The 18,547-nt window shown below is 48.3% G+C and carries 19 protein-coding genes; 4 read left to right on the top strand and 15 right to left on the bottom strand.

Going from position 1 to position 18,547, the window contains the following annotated elements:
- Positions 1-36: 36 nt before the first annotated feature.
- A complete protein-coding gene (locus tag LEUMU_RS0107500) occupies positions 37-975 on the top strand; it encodes a nucleoside recognition domain-containing protein (protein ID WP_022951665.1) in 939 nt (312 codons plus the stop codon).
- A 58-nt stretch (positions 976-1,033) separates the two neighbouring features.
- Positions 1,034-2,305 carry a bifunctional alpha/beta hydrolase/OsmC family protein gene (locus LEUMU_RS0107495; RefSeq protein WP_022951664.1) on the top strand — a complete coding sequence of 424 codons (1,272 nt, stop codon included), beginning with the start codon at positions 1,034-1,036 and terminating at the stop codon, positions 2,303-2,305.
- A gap of 39 nt (positions 2,306-2,344) precedes the next feature.
- On the opposite strand, the gene LEUMU_RS0107490 is transcribed toward LEUMU_RS0107495, so the two are convergent.
- On the bottom strand, positions 2,345-3,232 hold the full coding sequence (locus LEUMU_RS0107490) for a LysR family transcriptional regulator (protein WP_022951663.1): 888 nt from the start codon (positions 3,230-3,232) through the stop codon (positions 2,345-2,347).
- 107 nt (positions 3,233-3,339) lie between these two features.
- Between LEUMU_RS0107490 and LEUMU_RS25105 the strand changes: the two genes are divergently transcribed.
- Positions 3,340-4,338 (top strand): uroporphyrinogen decarboxylase/cobalamine-independent methonine synthase family protein, encoded by a 999-nt coding sequence (locus LEUMU_RS25105; protein WP_022951662.1) that lies wholly within the window; start codon positions 3,340-3,342, stop codon positions 4,336-4,338.
- Between the two features lie 56 nt (positions 4,339-4,394).
- Here the strand turns inward: LEUMU_RS25105 and LEUMU_RS0107480 are convergent, their stop codons facing one another.
- The 13 genes from LEUMU_RS0107480 to LEUMU_RS0107420 all read right to left on the bottom strand — a co-directional run bounded on the left by LEUMU_RS0107480 (position 4,395) and on the right by LEUMU_RS0107420 (position 16,217).
- A complete protein-coding gene (locus LEUMU_RS0107480) occupies positions 4,395-4,910 on the bottom strand; it encodes a phosphatidylglycerophosphatase A family protein (RefSeq protein WP_245570689.1) in 516 nt (171 codons plus the stop codon).
- Positions 4,910-5,860, bottom strand: a complete 951-nt coding sequence (gene thiL, locus LEUMU_RS0107475) for a thiamine-phosphate kinase (protein ID WP_026744576.1) — start codon at positions 5,858-5,860, stop codon at positions 4,910-4,912. The genes LEUMU_RS0107480 and thiL overlap by 1 nt, the downstream gene beginning before the upstream one ends.
- Positions 5,861-5,880: 20 nt before the next feature.
- Positions 5,881-6,345 (bottom strand): transcription antitermination factor NusB, encoded by a 465-nt coding sequence (nusB, locus tag LEUMU_RS0107470; RefSeq protein WP_022951660.1) that lies wholly within the window; start codon positions 6,343-6,345, stop codon positions 5,881-5,883.
- Complete coding sequence (ribH, locus tag LEUMU_RS0107465) at positions 6,338-6,814, bottom strand: 6,7-dimethyl-8-ribityllumazine synthase (protein WP_022951659.1); 477 nt, start codon at positions 6,812-6,814, stop codon at positions 6,338-6,340. The genes nusB and ribH overlap by 8 nt, the downstream gene beginning before the upstream one ends.
- A gap of 7 nt (positions 6,815-6,821) precedes the next feature.
- Positions 6,822-7,940, bottom strand: a complete 1,119-nt coding sequence (ribBA, locus tag LEUMU_RS0107460; RefSeq protein ID WP_022951658.1) for a bifunctional 3,4-dihydroxy-2-butanone-4-phosphate synthase/GTP cyclohydrolase II — start codon at positions 7,938-7,940, stop codon at positions 6,822-6,824.
- Positions 7,941-7,957: 17 nt separating this feature from the next.
- Positions 7,958-8,617, bottom strand: coding sequence for a riboflavin synthase (locus tag LEUMU_RS0107455; protein ID WP_022951657.1), 660 nt, complete (start codon positions 8,615-8,617; stop codon positions 7,958-7,960).
- Positions 8,618-9,769 (bottom strand): bifunctional diaminohydroxyphosphoribosylaminopyrimidine deaminase/5-amino-6-(5-phosphoribosylamino)uracil reductase RibD, encoded by a 1,152-nt coding sequence (ribD, locus tag LEUMU_RS0107450; RefSeq protein ID WP_022951656.1) that lies wholly within the window; start codon positions 9,767-9,769, stop codon positions 8,618-8,620. It abuts the gene before it with no gap.
- A 10-nt stretch (positions 9,770-9,779) separates the two neighbouring features.
- On the bottom strand, positions 9,780-10,253 hold the full coding sequence (gene nrdR / locus LEUMU_RS0107445) for a transcriptional regulator NrdR (RefSeq protein WP_022951655.1): 474 nt from the start codon (positions 10,251-10,253) through the stop codon (positions 9,780-9,782).
- A 9-nt stretch (positions 10,254-10,262) separates the two neighbouring features.
- A complete protein-coding gene (gene glyA, locus LEUMU_RS0107440; protein ID WP_022951654.1) occupies positions 10,263-11,504 on the bottom strand; it encodes a serine hydroxymethyltransferase in 1,242 nt (413 codons plus the stop codon).
- Between the two features lie 148 nt (positions 11,505-11,652).
- Positions 11,653-13,140, bottom strand: coding sequence for a B12-binding domain-containing radical SAM protein (locus LEUMU_RS0107435; RefSeq protein WP_022951653.1), 1,488 nt, complete (start codon positions 13,138-13,140; stop codon positions 11,653-11,655).
- A gap of 91 nt (positions 13,141-13,231) precedes the next feature.
- Positions 13,232-14,113 (bottom strand): PPK2 family polyphosphate kinase, encoded by an 882-nt coding sequence (locus tag LEUMU_RS0107430; protein WP_022951652.1) that lies wholly within the window; start codon positions 14,111-14,113, stop codon positions 13,232-13,234.
- 32 nt (positions 14,114-14,145) lie between these two features.
- Entirely contained in the window at positions 14,146-14,844 is a 699-nt protein-coding gene (locus LEUMU_RS0107425; protein ID WP_022951651.1) for a YiiX/YebB-like N1pC/P60 family cysteine hydrolase, read from the bottom strand.
- Positions 14,841-16,217 carry a phospholipase D-like domain-containing protein gene (locus LEUMU_RS0107420; protein ID WP_022951650.1) on the bottom strand — a complete coding sequence of 459 codons (1,377 nt, stop codon included), beginning with the start codon at positions 16,215-16,217 and terminating at the stop codon, positions 14,841-14,843. Before LEUMU_RS0107420 ends, LEUMU_RS0107425 begins: the two co-directional genes overlap by 4 nt.
- 804 nt (positions 16,218-17,021) lie before the next feature.
- Here LEUMU_RS0107420 and LEUMU_RS27830 point away from each other — a divergent pair.
- Positions 17,022-17,846 carry a lytic transglycosylase gene (locus LEUMU_RS27830; RefSeq protein WP_022951649.1) on the top strand — a complete coding sequence of 275 codons (825 nt, stop codon included), beginning with the start codon at positions 17,022-17,024 and terminating at the stop codon, positions 17,844-17,846.
- 4 nt (positions 17,847-17,850) lie between these two features.
- Here LEUMU_RS27830 and pyrF read toward each other — a convergent pair whose 3' ends face one another.
- Positions 17,851-18,540 (bottom strand): orotidine-5'-phosphate decarboxylase, encoded by a 690-nt coding sequence (gene pyrF / locus LEUMU_RS0107410; protein WP_022951648.1) that lies wholly within the window; start codon positions 18,538-18,540, stop codon positions 17,851-17,853.
- Between the last annotated feature and the right edge of the window lie 7 nt (positions 18,541-18,547).

The following is an 18,547-nucleotide window of genomic DNA, read 5'->3' as shown; positions in this document are numbered from 1 at the left end:
CAGCCGCCCTCTTACCTATCCCGCTTCGGATACACCATGACTGAAATTGCTGATTTAATACTGCTCTCCGGGCGTTCCGGTGTCGAGCTGGCATTGTTTGTATTGATGCCCATTATGATTGTAATGCTAACCATTATGCGCATTTTAGAAGCGCGCGGCATTTTGGATTGGATTGTTAGGCACTCGACGCCAGTCGTACGTGTATTTGGAATTCCGGGCTTGGGTTTATTTGCCTTAATACAAGTGCTGTTTGTGGGTGTGGCTGCGCCCTTAGCCACGTTGGCAATGATGGATAAAAGCGTGATTCCTCGTCGGCAAATTGCAGCTACGCTAGCGATGGTATTTGGCGCAGCGCAAGCTAATGTCACCTTTCCGATGGCGGCGTTTGGTGCCAATACCATGCTGATTATTGGTATCTCGGTGATTGGTGCGTTGGCTGGAGCGGCCTCCACTTATTATCTGTTTGGTCGTGGGTTAAATGATGCCGAGGCACCCTTTGTTGAGTTGCCTGAGCATCCGGTCGCAAATGACACTCGCGGCTTACTAGAGTTAATTAATAGCGCCGGCCGCGAAGCGTTTAATCTGGCAGTAAGCTCCTTACCAATGCTGGTACTGGCATTATTGCTGGTTAATATTCTGCGTTCGTCCGGCATGATTAGCGGGATAGAAACCCTGCTGACCCCAACCTTCAATGCGCTGGATTTATCTCCCGAAATGCTGTTGCCACTGATTACCAAAGCGATTGCCGGCGGTACCGCCATGATGGGAGTGATGACCGAGTACTTGCAGCAAGATATTATTAGTTTGCGAGAATTTCATATCAGTGCGGGCTTGTTGATTACCCCATTTGATGTAGCTGGCGTGGCGATACTAATGAGCGCTGGCCCACGCGTTGCATCCGTGGTCCGCCCTGCCGCTTATGGCGCATTGGTTGCCATTGCACTGCGCACCCTATTACACTATCTTGCAGCCTAATTGATCTAAAATAAGCCGCCGACCGTATTAACACTCACGAATAGCTAGTGGAATTATTATGCCCCGCCAAAAAGTCACGTTTGATAACGCCCAAGGTCAGCAATTAGCTGGCTTAATGGAAACGCCCGCAGAAGGTTCTGCCATTCGCAGCTACGCGCTGTTTGCCCACTGCTTTACTTGCGGTAAGGATATCGCTGCTGCCTCACGAATTTCACGCGCATTAACCAAGCATGGCATTGCGGTATTTCGCTTTGACTTCACGGGCTTAGGCAATAGCGACGGGGATTTTGGCAACACCAACTTCTCCTCCAATGTGGATGATTTGCTGGCTGCCACTGCCATGATGGAGCGCGACTTTAAAGCACCGCAATTATTGATTGGGCACAGTCTAGGTGGAGCCGCGATCCTAAGCGCAGTTGATCGTATGCCATCAATTAAAGCGTTAGCGACGATTGGCGCACCAGCAACCGCTGATCACGTACAACATTTGTTTACCGGCTCACAGAGTGAACTGGAGGCCAATGGCAAAGCAGAAGTCAATATTGGCGGACGCAAATTTAACGTTCAAAAGCAGCTGCTGGATGATTTACGCGCTCATGCTGATGTTGAGCATATTGGCCACCTACGCCGCCCGCTGATGGTATTTCATTCACCGATTGATAACATTGTATCGGTTGATGAAGCAGCTAGAATTTACAAGGCGGCCAAGCATCCAAAGAGCTTTATTTCGCTGGATCATGCAGATCATATGTTATCCAAAGCCGCTGACGCTGAGTTTGTGGCACAGACGCTGGCTAGCTGGGCTGATCGTTATTTAGATGAAGCGCCGCTGGATTCGGATGAGGCTGTACAGCTGACCATGTCTGAAAATGTTCCAGCCTTGGTGAAAACCTTGGAGCATGGCGAAGTACTGGTGACTGAAAAGGACCAAAAGTTCCTGCGTGGTTTGTATACCGAAGACCATCATGTGTTATCCGATGAGCCGGTCAGTTTTGGTGGTCGCAACCTTGGCCCAAGTCCTTATGATTTGCTGTTAATGGCATTAGGCTCCTGCACGTCGATGACGATTCGCATGTATGCCAATCACAAGAAAATCCCGTTGGAAGATATCAATGTGCGCCTAAAGCATGAGCGTATTCATACCGATGATTGCGCCGACTGTGAAGGCCAAAGCGGAAAAATCGAACGCATTACTCGCGATATTGAGCTTAAAGGCGATTTGACCGAGGCGCAGCGCAAGCGGTTGATTGAGATTGCAGATCGTTGTCCGGTGCATCGTACGTTGGAGAATGATTTGGTGGTTCGTACTCGCGAGCAGCCTTGGGAATAATTGTTAAAGTTGCTTCTTTGCAGGCACAGAGCCATAGGCTTAAAGCTGTTTTTGCTTTCCCAGCTCTAAAAAGCTATGGATATACGGTGTTTCAATATCGATCTTTTTGAAGGCAGCAAACAGCGTTTTATAGACGCCCTCTTTACCCAGTTTTACGGGCTTAAGTGGATATTGCTCACAGTAATGATTTGCCAGCCAGCGCGGTAGCGTAAACACACCGCGCTGGCAGACGGTCAACTGCAACATCATTTCAATCGACTCTGTGAATTTCTGCGCTTTTGGACTGACGTGCGCAGGTATCAAAAACTCGGTGTAAATATCCAATCGATCAATTGGCACTGGAAATAATATCAAGGTTTGATCAGATAGCATTGGCGGGGTGCAATACTCCACATCAGCCAGCGGATGATCTTTAGCCACCATCAGCACCAATTCATAATCAAACAAATCTTCAAAAATCAGCGATGGGTTTTCAAAGGGGTCAGGCGTAATCAGTAAGTCGACCGAGTGATTCAGTAAGCCCTCAACACCGGAAAACTGAAACTTCTGCACAATATCCACATCGACATCTGGCGAGGCTTGTAAAAAGTCCGCAATTACCCGCGTTAGCCACTCATAGCAGGGATAACACTCCACGCCTATACGCAAGTTCCCCTGACGCCCTTCTGCGTAGGCTTGCAGAGTCTGCTCGGTCCGCTGCAATACCGGTATCACGCTTTGCGCACAGCTAAGTAATTGCTCGCCGGGCTGGGTTAAGCGCAATAGACGCCCTTCTTTTTGCCACAATTTAGCGCCTAAGCGCTCTTCTAAGTGTTTGATCTGGTGTGATAGCGCGGATTGCGAGAGATTTAGTGAGCTGGCGGCGGCGGTCAGTGTCTTGTACTGATGCAAAGCGAGAATGATCTGTAAGTGAATGCGCTCTATCATTGATTAGTTCTGCTCATGGATAGTTGTGTAACTATCATTATTCATCATCAATCTATCGCTGTAAACTGCAATCATAGACTAACAGACAGCAAATTTAAGGACCATTTATGATTACCACACACACATTAGGCCAGGTTTATACCGCCGCTACACTCGCCCCGGCTAATGAGCGTGTGCACACTGATTGGTTAACCTTGCAAGCTGGCAGTGTAACCGAGCAGCTGGCGTTTAATCACCACCTGTTTGGTTTGGAGCAGACTGCAACTAAGAGCCGTGAGTGGTTCGATAGCACGCAGTATTACAATGCGCCAGTAATGACTAATGACGCAGCACTGACATTAGATGCCAGCGAGTTAGTGGCACAGGTTGAGCGCGTGGCGAAAGCCGGCTACCAGTGCAAAGCGGTTATCCTTGGTCCGGTTAGCTTGGTCTGGTCTGTTGAGTGTACGGATGATTCACAGCGTTTAGCGCTGCTAGATAAAGTTCTGCCTTTATACGCTAAATTGCTAAGCAAACTAGGCGAAACAAAACTGCCTTGGTTGCAGTTGGATGAGCCAATGTTATCGCAGCCGCTGAGCCGTGAATGGACGCATGCTTACCGCAGCAGCTATTTCAGATTACAGCGTGCGCCGGTTAAAATCATGGTGGCTAGTAGCTTTGGTGCATTGAATAAGAATTTACAGCTGGCCGCTCAGTTGCCCGTACAGGCGCTGCACATTGATGCTTGTCGTGCGCCAGAGCAAGTATTGCGCGTGATTGATTGGTTGCCACGCCATAAGATTTTATCGCTAGGCGTAGTCAGTGCAGAGTCTTTGGTAAAAGCAGATTTGGGCGATTTATTAGCTCGCCTGCAACCATTCGCTAAGCGCTTGAAAGAGCGTTTATGGTTAGCGACTAATCTGTCATTCCAGCACTTGCCGGTTGAAGATATGGATGCGGAAGTTGCCGGCACGGCAACAGCTGAGAATGCCTTTGTGTTGCAGAAAATCCGTGAGTTAAATACCTTGGCTAAGGCGCTAACTGAAGCTGGGTTCTCTCAGCCGGTACGTTTGCCACGCTCTAACCGTCCGGATGATGTAAAGCGCCCTGCCAAGCAAGTGGCTTAAGCGTTGAGTCAGGCCTTGATACACCATTCGAATCAAGGCTTGTCATGGGTAAGGTCTTAAGCGAAAAAGTAAGCCAGCACCTGTAAAATCGCCAAAGAAATAAAGCCAGCCAGAATGTCATCCAGCATGATGCCTAAACCGCCATGCACTTTCTGGTCGACCCATTTGATGGGCCATGGCTTTAAAATATCAAACAGCCTGAACAAGGCAAATCCGATAATAATCCAGACCCAGCCCGCGGGCGCAGCGATCATCGTAATGAAGTAGCCTGCAAACTCATCCCATACAATCCCAGAATGATCATGCACGCCCAGCATCTCCGATGAGCGTCCACAAATCCAAATTCCAACCACACACACTACAGCCGTTAGCAAGCAGTAAGTCACCACATCTAACGATTGAAACATCAGATATAGCAAGACAGCTGCGACTGTTCCAAAAGTACCCGGTGCAAAAGGCGCTAAGCCGCTACCAAAACCAAACGCTAAAATGTGAATGGGGTTGCGCATAACCATACTGGCTAGCTCGGCTTGCGTCGGTTTTTGTGGCGCTGGTGTATTTGAATGAGTCATTAGAAATGCTGAAAGCCGGTTGCGGTTAATGGGTTGCCTTGTCGGTCGCGAATCAAGCCACTGTTTGCAGTCAGCTTACCAATCGCCTGATAAGTATAGCCGGATTGCTGCATGGCTTGTTCAAATGCTTTGCTTTTTACCTGTGGCACGCTAAATAGCAGCTCGTAATCATCGCCGCCGGTGAGTGCAAAGCTCAGGCATTGTTGGTGATTGTATAACGGCTTTAAGGCTGGGGAGAATTTTATTTGATCGGTGTAAATGGTCGCACCGCAGTCCGAAACTTTCAGGATATGCGATAAATCCTGTAACAAACCATCCGACACATCAATACAGGCATTGGCATAGTCACGAATCACACGACTCTCTGCAACACGTGCTGTAGGTCGATTGAGTCGATCCAGGCAGTATTGTTGCGGCGCTGATAATTCCGAAAGTTGTTCCAGATAAATAGCCAATCCTGCTGCTGCATCGCCTGTGGTTGCCGTGGTATACAGAATATCGCCCATCTGACCTGCACTACGGCGTAAGGCTTGGCTGACGGGTGTTTCACCCATGATTTGGATACTAATGGTTTGTGGGCCACGGGTGGTGTCGCCACCAATTAAATCTACGCCATAGCTTTCTGCAGCAGCGCGTAAGCCGGCGGAAAAGCCTTCTAGCCAAGCAGTATCATAAGTGGGTAATGTCAGTGCCAGTGTAAACCAGCGAGGCTCACCACCCATTGCGGCGATATCGCTCACATTTACGCTGAGCGCTTTGTGGCCAATATCATAAGGCGAGGTATCAACAGGAAAATGTACACCGGGAACCAAAGTGTCGACCGAAACGGTCAGTTGGTGGTTGGGGGATATATCCAATAAGGCAGCATCGTCGCCAACACTGAGGTTGACGCTATCTGAGTGCGCAGGCCAGCTAAAATAGCGGGCGATTAAATCAAACTCGCCCGCCATTTAAATACCTAAATCGCAGATCACGATTGACCGGTTTCCGCTGCGCGAAGTGTCTTCGACAGCTTATCCAGTACACCGTTTACAAACTTATGCGCCTGATCCGCACCAAATTTCTTGGTTAGGTTTACCGCTTCATTCACTACGACCTTGTAAGGCACTTCAAGGTGGTGCTGAAGTTCAGTAATACCAATGCGTAAAGCCGCCAGTTCAATCTGATCCAGCTGATCAACACCACGATCCAGCAATGGCAAGAAATGCGCATCAACAGTTTCGGTATTATCAATCACATGGCGAACCAAAGACTGAAAATAGACTGGGTCACAGCGACGGAAATCTTTGGACAAATCACGATCGTCCTGAATTGCCAGATAGATATCCTGATACGTATTGTTGGTCATTTGCCATTGGTAAACCGCGATCATCGCCAGCTTACGGGCTAACTGCCGCTGGGTGACCAGCTGCATATTGGGAGTTATTTCAGTCATTGAATTTCTTAATCAGAGATACCATTTCAAGCGCTGTCAGAGCCGCTTCCGCACCTTTGTTACCGGCTTTAGTGCCGCAACGCTCAATAGCTTGCTCAATAGAGTCAGTTGTCAGGATGCCATTAACCACTGGCAGGCCAGACTGTAAGCCAACCGCCGACAGGCCTTTAGCCGACTCATTTGCAACGATATCAAAATGTGGCGTGCTGCCACGAATCACTGCGCCTAAGGCAATCACTGCATCGTACTTTTTGCTTTGAGCCATGTGCTGAGCAATCAATGGCAATTCAAATGCGCCCGGTACCCGAGTGATTTCAATGTCTTTTTCATCAACGCCGTGACGAACTAAGGCGTCAATTGCGCCTGCTACCAAGCTTTCAACCACAAAGCCATTGAAGCGAGCGACCGCGATGCCGTACTTCGCTTTATTGGGTGTGAAGTCACCAACGTATTCTTTAACATTACTCATATTTCAATTATTCCTGTCTGTAACCGGTTATCTCAAGCCCGAATCCGGCGATGCCGCTTAAGTGCATCGGCGCACTCATTACGCACATTTTGCGAACGCCCAAATCCAATAAGATCTGTGCACCAATTCCGTAGGTACGTAGCTCTGCTGGCGTGCCTTTTTTGTCTTCTGGTTGCTTTTCTGACTGACTTTCGGCAATCACATCCAGTTGCTCTAAGCGTGCCAGTATATCAACCTTTGTGCGCTCTTCGCGTAAAATTACAACCACGCCTTTGCCGGCTTCATTGATTGTTTTCATTGCGTCTTGCAGCGGCCAGCCCATTCCGGGGCCACGCATCGACAGCAAGTCACACACAGAATCTTCCAGATGCACCCGTGTCAGCACCTCATCATCTTCGCTGATCTCGCCTTTGACCAACGCCAGATGCGTTTGGTTGCTGGCAATATCCTGATAAGCAATCAGATTGAATTCGCCGTGTGCCGTGTCAATGGTCTTTTCATACACACGGTTTACCGTTGTCTCGTTATCCAGACGGTAGCGAATCAGATCTTCAATGGTGCCGATCTTCAGCTGGTGCTTTTCAGCAATGCCAACCAAATCATCACGGCGAGCCATGGTGCCATCTTCGTTCAGGATTTCGACAATCACGGCAGAAGGCTCGTAGCCTGCCAATGCCGCTAAATCACAACCCGCTTCCGTATGGCCCGCACGAGTCAGTACGCCACCAGGCTGCGCCATAATCGGGAAAATATGGCCAGGCTGTACGATCGACGCCGGCGTTGCATCCGGTGCTACTGCCGCGTGTACGGTCAGCGAGCGATCATAGGCAGAGATACCCGTCGTTACACCTTCTGAGGCTTCAATCGACACCGTAAAATTAGTGCCATGAACATCATTAGTGGCAGATACCATCAGTGGCAGATCTAACTGCTTGCAGCGCTCACGGCGCATGGTCATACACACCAAGCCACGACCGTGGGTCACCATAAAGTTGATGTCCTGCGGGCGTACCTTTGAGGACACCATCAGGAAGTCGCCTTCGTTCTCTCTGTCTTCATCATCAACAATAATGACCATTTTGCCATTGGCGAGGTCTTCGATGATTTCTTCTATGGAATTGAACATAGTGATTTTAACGCTTTTTAGAAGCCGTGTTCGGCGAGAAATGCCTCGGTGATTCCACCTTGGCCTGAACTGCTGATTGCAGCTTGGTCGCCCTGCAGCAAGCGTTCAAGATAACGCGCTACCAGATCGACCTCAAGATTGACTTTCGTACCCGCTTGATAGGTGCCGATAACGGTTTCCTGCAAGGTATGGGGAACGATATTGATTTCAAACGCGCAGCCATCCACGCGGTTGACGGTCAGGCTCACGCCATCAATCGTGATGGAGCCTTTGGCCGCAATGTATTTTGCTAATTCAGCAGGGACTTGTAAGCGGAACCACTCGGAGCGTGCATCGTGACGGCGCGCTTCGACAATGCCTAAGCCATCGACATGGCCACTCACCAAATGACCACCTAAATGGTCTTGCAGGGTCAGGGCTTTTTCGAGGTTCACAGAAGAGCCGGTACTGAGCTGGCCTAAGGAGGTTAGCGATAAGGTTTCGCGCGAGACATCAGCGACAAAGCCATCGTCACTTAACTGCACAGCAGTCAGGCAAACGCCATTCACTGCGATACTATCGCCCAGTGCGACATTGCTCATTTTGAGCTTGCCAGTGCCCACATGTAGCGCGACATCGCCGCCTTTTTCGCGGAGTGTGCGTATGGTACCTACGGCTTGAATAATCCCGGTAAACATCTATACAACCTGTGTTTGTTCAAGGGCGGCTATGATACGCCAATCTTCACCAATTGCACGAATATCCTGAATTTTCAGGTTAATTCTGTCCTGCATCTGCTGCAAGTTGGGTAATCGGAAGGCCCCCATGGCATCGCTGCCGAGTATATTCGGCGCCATGTATAATAATAGCTCACTCGCCATGCCGGTTTCCAGTAACTGGCCTGCAAGGATGGAGCCTGCTTCAATATGGATTTCATTCACTTCGCGCTTTGCCAAGTCGCGCAGCACAGCTTCCAGTGATAAACGCGCGGTTGGGTCGGCACTTTCCAATACCACGACGGTAGCGCCAGCCTGCTCTAACTCATAAACCTTATCGGAGTTATAGCGCTTGGTGTAGATCAGCGTTTCACCGGGCAAGCTTAAGAGTTTAATGTCAGGCGGGCAGCGCAATTGTGAATCCATAATCACGCGAATCGGTTGAATGACTTCGCCTTCAATCCCAAGCTCTTGAGCGCTTAGGCGCACATTCAAAGATGGGTCATCGGCTAGAACGGTATTGATACCGGTTAGAATCGCATCGCTACGGGCACGCCAGAATTGCACATCACGTCGCGCAGCGGCGCCCGTAATCCATTTGCTTTCTCCAGAGGCTAAGGCAGTACGGCCATCTAGGCTGGTCGCCATTTTTAGACGAACAAATGGCAAGCCATGCTCCATACGCCGGATGAATCCCGGATTGAGTGCGCGGGCTTCGGCTTCCATCACGCCATAAATGACTTGGATGCCAGCGGCTTTTAAGCGAGCAATGCCACTACCGGCAACACAAGGATTAGGGTCTTGCATTGCAATCACGACAATACTGACGCCAGCACGGACCAATGCATCGGCACAAGGCGGCGTTCTACCGGTATGGGAGCAAGGCTCTAAAGTGACATAGGCGGTTGCGCCTTTAGCCGCATCGCCAGCCGCGCGTAAGGCCACGACTTCGGCATGTGGGCCACCAGCGCGCTGATGATAGCCTTCTGCAATGACCTGCTCATCTTTAACCAAGACACAACCAACCCGAGGATTGGGGTGCGTAGTGTACTGACCTTTGCGGGCAAGCGTAATCGCGCGTGCCATAAATGACAGGTGCGTGGTAGCGTTCAGAGAATATTGGTCAGAGTGCATGGCAGAATCTTCAGTTGTCGGATTGTGTCGCCGCTTTTTGTTCCATCAGGTTGATGGTTTCCACAAACTCATCGATGTCGTTAAAGCTGCGATACACCGACGCAAAGCGAATATACGCCACGCCATCCAGCTCCCGCAGCTCGTGCATGACCCGCTCGCCAATCCAATGGGATTTGACTTCGCGCAGGCCGCTGCTGAGAATTTTTTTCTTAATCTGCTGAATCGCCCGGTCAATACTACTCATACTGACCGGACGCTTTTCCAGCGCAAGCATCATACCCGCTCGCAGCTTTTCCACATTGAAGGCTTCCCCTACCCCGTCGCTTTTCAGCACACGCGGCATATTGAGGTCGGCTACTTCATAGGTAGTGAATCGTTCACCACAGCTTCCGCATTTGCGGCGGCGGCGAACCTGATCTCCCTCGGCACCCAGTCGTGAATCCACAACTCGGGTGTCGGTGGCACTGCAAAACGGACAATGCATGACAAACTATTACTCTGCGTAAACCGGAAGACGTTGGCAGATCTCACTGACTTTGGCTGTAACGCCGTCGCTGACAGATTGATCTTCAATGTTTTCCAATATATCACAGATCCAGTTAGTCAAATCAACACAATCCTGCTCTTTAAAGCCGCGTGTGGTGACCGCTGGCGTACCGATACGGATACCACTGGTCACGAATGGCGACTGTGGATCGTTTGGTACGGAGTTTTTGTTTACCGTGATGTGGGCATTACCCAGTGCTGCGTCAGCTTGCTTACCCGTCAGACCCTTATCGATCAGATCCAGCAGGAATAAGTGATTGTCAGTACCGCCAGACACGATATTGAAGCCGCGCTCAATAAAGGTATTGGCCATCGCTTGTGCGTTCTTCACAACTTGCACTTGGTAATCTTTAAAGCCAGGCTCCATTGCTTCTTTGAATGCAACGGCTTTCGCTGCAATCACGTGCATTAGAGGGCCACCCTGAGTACCCGGGAATACCGCTGAGTTCAGCTTCTTCTCGATTTCAGGATTAGCTTTAGCCAGAATGATACCGCCACGTGGGCCGCGCAATGTTTTGTGAGTCGTTGAAGTCGTCACATCAGCAATCTGTACTGGTGATGGGTAGATACCCGCTGCAACCAAACCTGCAACGTGAGCCATATCCACAAACAGAATGGCACCCACTTCATCCGCAATATCGCGGAAACGCTGCCAATCCATAATGCGAGAGTATGCTGAGAAACCAGCAATAATCATTTTTGGCTTGTGTTCTTTAGCCAGTGCTTCAACTTGATCGTAATCAACTTCGCCAGTCTCAGCTTTCAGGCCGTACTGAACCGCATTGTAAACTTTACCAGAGAAACTAACGTGAGAACCGTGAGTCAAGTGACCACCGTCTGACAAGCTCATACCCAGAACCGTATCGCCTGGCTGAAGCAGTGCCATAAACACAGACAAGTTAGCTGAAGAGCCGGAGTGAGGCTGCACATTGGCATAGTCCGCACCGAACAATTCTTTAACGCGTGAAATAGCTAAATCTTCAGCGACATCGACGAACTCACAACCGCCGTAATAACGCTTCGAAGGGTAGCCTTCCGCATACTTGTTAGTCAGCACAGAACCTTGTGCTTCCATAACGCGGGGGCTGGTATAGTTTTCAGAGGCGATCAATTCGATATGATCTTCCTGACGCTGGGCTTCGTCAGCCAAAGCGTTATACAGTTCCTGATCGTAATCTTCGATATTCATATTGATGGAAAACACGTCACTACTCCTGACATTTTACTGCTATTACTAAAACGGATTGATTAGGCTGTAATCGTTACAGAGCGGGCAGTTTATCGGAAAGCGGAATTTCATAGCCAGCAAAAAATATAATAGATTGCCGATAGTAAAACTACATCATCCCGTTGAACTTGCTGGCATCGTCTCTTAGCGCCTTACAATTAATTTGATAAACCTGTTTGAGTAAGCGGTTTTTCTGCTGTCGGTATTCCTTATCGCGTGGTGGCATGTACTGATATAAACCGCGGGCGAGTTTGTAGTCCCAGCTGAAATGCTTCATGTAGGGGAAACGTTCGGGTTGCTTTTGATAGAGGCGGTCAAACGGCGTATCGGGTAAGGGTTTAAAGCGTGACAGGCGAATTCGATCCAGGTATTGCTCGTGTTGATCTATGAACTCCACGGTGAGCCGCAAGTCATCCGCTGTCTCGCCGGGGAAGCCCTGCATCATGGAAGTACGCACGCTAATTCCAGCATCGTAAGCATGTTTTAAGAAGTCACCGGCTTCTTCGACCTTGGTGCCCTTTTTCATGGTATCCAGCAGGCGTTGGCTGCCAGACTCTAAACCGAAAGAGATACGGGTTAAGCCGGCTTTGCTGGCGGCTAATAAGGTGTCCTTGTCTAAGCCATTATCACCGAGGTGGTTAACGTGAACGGTGGCAATCCAGCGAGCACCCAGCACGACGCGTTGTATGTTTTCGATTAAGCCGTACCAGAGCTCAAGGTCTGAGTTGAGTTTGATATCCAGAAAAATAAAGTCGGTGCTTTGATGGGTTTCGGATTGTTGCTTGAGTTCTTGTAAGACAGCATCTAATCCACGTGAGCGGAAGGTTCTACCGTTTGCTGAGACGACATCCCCGCAGAAGGTACAAGCACCCCAGCCACAGCCACGACCGGACATCAGTGGGATAATTTTGTGTGGGTACTTTTCCCATGGGAAGTCCGTAAAGTCTGGTACGGGTAAGCGTTGTAGGTTTTGCAGAGGTAGTAGTGGTTTGACGGTTTCATCGGAGTCTTGAGTAAATACGCCTGCGCGACCTTTTAGTGAATCACCGGCTAATAGCGCCTTGACCATTTGCGGTAGCTCAAACTCTACTTCGCCACCGACAATGGCGGCAATGCCGGGTAATGATAACCACTGCTCGGTGACGCGATTGAGGTTGAAGAATGGCCCGCCCAATAACACGGGAATGCCTTCAGCTTTAGCGCGTTCGCCAATAAACCGGCACATTTCATAGTGATCTAAATAGGAAGAAATAAGGATGGCGGCAGGTTTGGCTGCAATGGCGCGTTCCACCTCCGCAATCATCGCAGGGTGCGGCCTTGAGTTCCAGCGCGAGACTTGTTCTCGCAAGAAGTCCCGGCTGCGACTCATAATGGGATTACCGGAAAAATACAGTCGCCTGATTAGCTGATCTTTCCAGCCTTCCGGATTGTCGCGGGTGAATGCAGGTACTCCCAAAGCCAAGGGGCTTAATAGCCTGACTTTGAATTGAGCATCGCGAAGGGATCTGATCAGGTAGCCAACCGCTAAGGTTGGATACGCAGCAAAATTATTCAGATCGATAAACAGCAGTTCGGGGGTATGGGGGGCTGATTTCATGGCTTAAGAAATACCTTAAAATAAGCCGCCCCACAAGTATTATCAGTAAGCTAGTAATAATTTACCCGAGTGCTTTGTGTTCAATCAATTGTTAGTCTTTCTCGTTATTTAAAACGCGCTCAGCTTCCTGCAAACGTTCAAGTTTATTGTCACCAACCTGCGGGAATTGCGGATTCATATTTTCCAGCGTTTTGCGCAGAATGGTCGCCACTTGTAAGCGCATATACGGTTTGTTATCCGCCGGAATCGCATACCACGGTGCAATATCGGTTGATGTCACTTCCAGCAGGTCTTTATAGGCTTGTTGATACTGAGGCCACAGCGCCCGTTCTTTCAGGTCTGAGCTGGAGAATTTCCAGTTTTTATGTTCATCATCAATGCGGGAGAGAAAACGTTGTTTCTGTTCATCCTTAGACACATTTAAAAAGAACTTAAGAATGACCGTGCCATTTTTCTCTAAGTGCTTTTCAGAGTTATTAATTGACTCATAGCGATCATCCCAGAAGGAATCCATATTCTCCGGCAAATCAAATCGCTCATTACTCAGGTATTCAGGATGCACTTTAACGACCAGCACTTCTTCATAATAACTGCGATTAAACACCCCTATTCTGCCCCGCTCTGGCATGCGTGAGTGAGTGCGCCACAGGAAGTCATGTTCAAGTTCCAGCTGGGACGGCTGCTTAAATGAAAACACCTGAAAGCCAGCTGGGTTGACGCCAGTGAGGACGGCGCGGATGGTGCTATCTTTGCCCGCCGCATCCATTGCCTGAAATACCATTAACACAGAGCGCTTATCTTCGGCATACAAAGTATGTTGCAGCTCGGTGATTTTCTGGATTTCTTTTTTCAGTGCTTTTTTGAGGGCTGACTTTTCGGGAACGTCATCGCCTGGCGAGGTTTTAAGTTCGGAAAAATCAAACTTGCCATCGGCAGGCACGCGGTAAGGACTGGACTGATCGCTAAAACTCATTAAAGCTCCTTGGGGTCATTTATTATCGGTTATTAGGGCTTGCTGCGGATGGCTTCAAGCTTGCCATCGGGTATTGTTTTACTCCGCCAAACCTGTTGAAGGGATGAATTGATAAAATCATCGGGGATCAACGTTGGGCGTGGTGTTATTGGGGCGCGGCGGTCTCGCAACTTAACACCTTCCTGCTCCAGAATATCTTCCAGACATAAATACACAAATTCGGTACAGGATAAATTATTGTATTGCGCAAAGTCGAATTTGAAATCGTAAGGCGTGCCAAGACGCATGAGCGCACGATTATAGATTTCGTTGACGTTATCTTGTGTCACGTGTTTTGAGCGCAGTATCAGTATGTAATCACAGCGACAGAAGTTGAGCAAGTCTTCCATAAACACGCCTTCCGCCATGGCATGGATCATAATTTGCTCGCCTTCGGCATAAAATTCCGTTTTCGCTGAGGGTAATAAGGTGATGTTATCTTCGTTCGGCACATTACCCACATACAAGCCCACGTGTGAGAAAAAGCCTGGAATAAAGTAGCCGTCCAGGTAATTTTTATAACCACGAACCACAATATCGCCGGGCTTTAAGATATTCATGATCTCGCGGGTTTCATCGCCCTTGATCAGGTAGCTGCCGGGGTCATACAGGAAGAAAAACGGAAACTTGTAAACCTTCAAATCACCAAATATTTTTAGTGTGGTGTTGTAAATCTGTGTCCACAGACTCATGTCAAAATCCTTATGTAATTACCAGTATCCAATTCCATTTGGATAGTTTCGGGAATGAGTTCCTTATTCACCATCAGATCACGCTCGTGCAGTGGGCGCGCAAAAGCATCTTCTGCGGGCAAACGTGCGCCATGCTCTTCTAAGGTGATGGGTTTGCAGTGCGTTAGATCATCCTGAAATTGCTGAGCGACTTGTGCGCAGAAGCCTGCGTCGTACACAAAGACATTGCTTTCGGAGTGATGATAGGTCGAGCCACGTGCAATGTTGTATGAACCGATTGAGGCAATTTCATTATCGACCAAAAAGTTTTTAGAGTGAAATGCGCCTTCCAACTGCCATTCGTGGATGTGTACGCCACGTTCTAGTAACCAGCGGTAATGCTTGGTGCACTCCTTATACATCCAACCTAATAAGCCTTTGACCATTAGCGACTGCGAGGAGTACTGGGAATTGGTAATCAAATGCACTTTAACGCCGCGAGCCACGGCTTGAGCCAAGTATTCACCCACAATTTTAGGCGGACGAATACCATGACAGCCCCAGTAAATAGAATGCTCTGCCGACTCAATCAAGGATAAAAACGCATTGGTCAATGGCAGGTCATTATCATCGTAAGGCTTGTGCGCCACATAGCGTACTGCAGCGGTGCCCTCGGCAGCTTGTGCGGGAATGTGCTTTGGGTATTGGTTGCGAATATCGGCTTCGCTCGGTACTTGTTGCTGAATTACAAACTCCGGATAGCCGCCCGGTTGAGAGGAATCACGATGATCCCAGTCTTGATAGCGAGTGAAATCTTTTAGAAACTGAATCTGGATATCGTTAACCACCGGGCCACGCATATACACATCAGTATCCCGCCAAGCGAAAGATTTAATGCCGCCGTAAGCATACTTGTCACCCCAGTTAATGCCACCCAGAACCACATCACGCCCATCCACAATCATGTATTTCTCATGATAATGGCGCTTTAGCTTAAGCTTGATATTGCGCATGGCATATTTGAATGGGCCAAGGTGAGCCGGGGTTGGCAACCATTCTTCCAGCAAACCGTTATAGCCATGAACCATCGCGCCCGCTGCGCGTAATCGTTTAATCATTGGACCAGCGAAGGTGCTGCGATTAACGATTTCATCCAGAATAATCCGAACCTCAACACCCTGCTTCAATTTTTCCATGAGCACTTTTTCAAGGCGGTCGGTGGTCTCATCTTTCATCATTGAAAAGGTGGCTATGTGAATTGAGTGCCGAGCCTTGTCTAACAATTTCCAGCGAACCTCGTACGACTCGCCACCGCTAGGCAGGAAGCGAATGAAGTTGTTATCACGAATCTGACTGTGTGTCAGAGAGTCCAGCGTGTCGGATGCTTTTAACATAGATGGTTTCAGATCACTTGATTAAAGGAATAAGGGGAGTAATTGAGTGTCGGTTTTAATCGTTATTTCGTTCATATTAGCAAACTAAAAAATAAAGTTCAGGGTTCACTTTCTCCCTTTTTGTCGATCAGCTATGCATTTATAGCTGTTTTATGGTGGTATTAATAAATTCAATGACTGTGTTTTTAGGGGGTTTAGTGGTGAGCTTTAATCCTGATCTACGTACCTCTATTTTCACTATAATTGGACTAAACCGATTGTGGTGAAATAAATTTCTAATTTAGGTTCATAGGCTTACTGATCATTATTAGAATATTAATTAGCCTGAGTGTCTACTAGATAAGCAATTTATTCACTTTGAATAGTAAAATGATTCATTTTAATAATAACACCAAATTATCATTATTTATTTGCATGCGCATAAGCTTAATGAGACCTTAGCGTCAGCTGAACTGGAAGGGTTCGCTATAGGGCCACAATGGATCAAATGGAATGGACTGTTGTGGTGCTTTAATGCACAGTTTTACCCCCGAAGCTTGTGTATTTATCGACTAACGGTTTTGTTAGAACAAGGATGTTGGAAACTTACCTTTAGCCTGGATAAACGTTTATTCGGCATATAGCCAAAATAAATGAACTGTGTATGCTATGGATGGTTGGGTCGTGTTACCTGACCGTCTTTTTATGTGCTTATTCAATTGATAGCTGCTTGTTCTACTTACCCATTAGTCAAAAAATCTGTTCCGGAATTTTACGGTCACTCCAACTTATTCGTGGCCGGATGATATGTTGCATGGAGTTGTAATGAACAAGTTTTTTGTCTGCCTGAGTACTTTGGCAGTAATGTTAGCCCTGAGTCCGGTGTCTTTATCGCTCGCAGAAACCTCTGCCAAATCCGCTAAAAGTCAGCTTGTCAGCAAGCAGTCCCTCGGCTATAAGCAATCCTCAAAACGTCGTAAAAAGCCCCGCCGCGTGTTTACTTGTGATCAGTACGGTCACAAAACGTTGATACGCAAATCGGCTCGCTTTAGAAAGACCATTAATCAGGCGTCCCGAAAATATAATGTCAGCCCTCACTTTATAACTGCGGTGATTGCTGTAGAGAGCTGCTTTAACCCTCGTGCCCGTGGTGGCTTGGGTGAAAAAGGTTTGATGCAGTTAATGCCCGGAACGGCTCGCGAGCTGGGTGTAAAAAATGGCTACAACCCTTGGCAAAATATTCATGGCGGTACGCGTTATTTACGCAGCTTGTTAGATCGTTACAACGGCAATAAGCACTTTGCAGCCGCCGCTTATAATGGTGGTCCAGGTGCGGTCAGCAAGGTACATGGGCCGAAGTTTAAGCAGGTAAAACGCTATTCCAGAAATGTGATGCGCGCTTATAACACGCTAAGTAAGGGACGAAAGTACAAAAAGCGTAGCGCTAAAACTATTCGTGTGAAAGCACGTAAGGCTCAAAGCAAGCGTTATACAAGAAGAGTCAGCATTAAGAAGGCACATCATGTTAAGACAGGCCATACGCTTTACAGCATTGCGCGAGCAAACAATACGACGGTGGCAAAACTAAAGCGTTTGAACCGACTAAAATCAAATACGATTAAAGTCGGCAGTAAAATCAGATTACGTTAAGTGATTAACTCAGCGATTGATTGATGCTTTGAATCACTGAAACAGGATTCTCTGCTTTAGTAATGGGTCGGCCTACCACAATATAGTTGGAGCCGGCCTTTTTTGCATCGAGCGGTGTCATAATTCGTTGCTGGTCATCTTGAGCTGAGCCTGCTGGACGAATTCCCGGTGTAACCAGTACAAAGTCACTGCCCTGCTGCGCTCTCAAAATGGCAGACTCTTGGGCTGAGCATACAACTCCATTTAATCCGCAGTCAGCCGTTAGTTTAGCAAGGCGTTTAACCTGATCTTGTGGCTCGATGCTGATACCCGTGGTTTCAAGCTGAGCCTGATCCATCGAGGTTAATACGGTTACGCCGATAAGCAACGGAGCCTGCTTGTATTGCTGTAATGATTTGGCGGCAGCCTCTAGCATGACCGGGCCACCACAAGCGTGCACGTTGATCATCCATACGCCAAGGTCGGCAGCACTTTGACAGGCGCCTGCCACGGTATTCGGAATATCATGGAATTTAAGATCCAGAAATACCCGAAAACCGGCATCAACCAGGCGCTTTACAAATGTTGGCCCTGAAGCGACATATAACTGCAGACCTACCTTTAAAATGCAGTCCTCAGGCGACAATGGCTCGATAAACTGTAGAGCCTGATCGGCTGTTGGGAAATCCAGAGCAACAATTAACATGCTAGACATAAAAATC

The sequence above is a fragment of the Leucothrix mucor DSM 2157 genome (assembly GCF_000419525.1).
Lineage (GTDB): Bacteria > Pseudomonadota > Gammaproteobacteria > Thiotrichales > Thiotrichaceae > Leucothrix > Leucothrix mucor.
The sequence above is the reverse complement of the archived record's forward strand: the minus strand, read 5'-3'. Positions and strand labels throughout refer to the sequence as shown.

Excerpts from the sequence above, each read along its gene's own strand:
- LEUMU_RS0107480 (WP_245570689.1), bottom strand. The coding sequence starts at position 4,910 with ATGACTCATTCAAATACACCAGCGCCACAAAAACCGACGCAAGCCGAG.
- LEUMU_RS0107455 (WP_022951657.1), bottom strand. The coding sequence starts at position 8,617 with ATGTTTACCGGGATTATTCAAGCCGTAGGTACCATACGCACACTCCGC.
- LEUMU_RS0107425 (WP_022951651.1), bottom strand. The coding sequence starts at position 14,844 with ATGAGTCTGTGGACACAGATTTACAACACCACACTAAAAATATTTGGT.
- pyrF (WP_022951648.1), bottom strand. The coding sequence starts at position 18,540 with ATGTCTAGCATGTTAATTGTTGCTCTGGATTTCCCAACAGCCGATCAG.
- LEUMU_RS0107490 (WP_022951663.1), bottom strand. The coding sequence starts at position 3,232 with ATGATAGAGCGCATTCACTTACAGATCATTCTCGCTTTGCATCAGTAC.
- ribBA (WP_022951658.1), bottom strand. The coding sequence starts at position 7,940 with ATGTTCAATTCCATAGAAGAAATCATCGAAGACCTCGCCAATGGCAAA.
- LEUMU_RS0107420 (WP_022951650.1), bottom strand. The coding sequence starts at position 16,217 with ATGTTAAAAGCATCCGACACGCTGGACTCTCTGACACACAGTCAGATT.
- LEUMU_RS0107500 (WP_022951665.1), top strand. The coding sequence starts at position 37 with ATGACTGAAATTGCTGATTTAATACTGCTCTCCGGGCGTTCCGGTGTC.
- LEUMU_RS27830 (WP_022951649.1), top strand. The coding sequence starts at position 17,022 with ATGAACAAGTTTTTTGTCTGCCTGAGTACTTTGGCAGTAATGTTAGCC.
- nusB (WP_022951660.1), bottom strand. The coding sequence starts at position 6,345 with ATGACTGAAATAACTCCCAATATGCAGCTGGTCACCCAGCGGCAGTTA.
- LEUMU_RS0107435 (WP_022951653.1), bottom strand. The coding sequence starts at position 13,140 with ATGAAATCAGCCCCCCATACCCCCGAACTGCTGTTTATCGATCTGAAT.
- LEUMU_RS0107430 (WP_022951652.1), bottom strand. The coding sequence starts at position 14,113 with ATGAGTTTTAGCGATCAGTCCAGTCCTTACCGCGTGCCTGCCGATGGC.
- thiL (WP_026744576.1), bottom strand. The coding sequence starts at position 5,860 with ATGGCGGGCGAGTTTGATTTAATCGCCCGCTATTTTAGCTGGCCTGCG.
- LEUMU_RS25105 (WP_022951662.1), top strand. The coding sequence starts at position 3,340 with ATGATTACCACACACACATTAGGCCAGGTTTATACCGCCGCTACACTC.
- nrdR (WP_022951655.1), bottom strand. The coding sequence starts at position 10,253 with ATGCATTGTCCGTTTTGCAGTGCCACCGACACCCGAGTTGTGGATTCA.
- LEUMU_RS0107495 (WP_022951664.1), top strand. The coding sequence starts at position 1,034 with ATGCCCCGCCAAAAAGTCACGTTTGATAACGCCCAAGGTCAGCAATTA.
- ribD (WP_022951656.1), bottom strand. The coding sequence starts at position 9,769 with ATGCACTCTGACCAATATTCTCTGAACGCTACCACGCACCTGTCATTT.
- glyA (WP_022951654.1), bottom strand. The coding sequence starts at position 11,504 with ATGAATATCGAAGATTACGATCAGGAACTGTATAACGCTTTGGCTGAC.
- ribH (WP_022951659.1), bottom strand. The coding sequence starts at position 6,814 with ATGAGTAATGTTAAAGAATACGTTGGTGACTTCACACCCAATAAAGCG.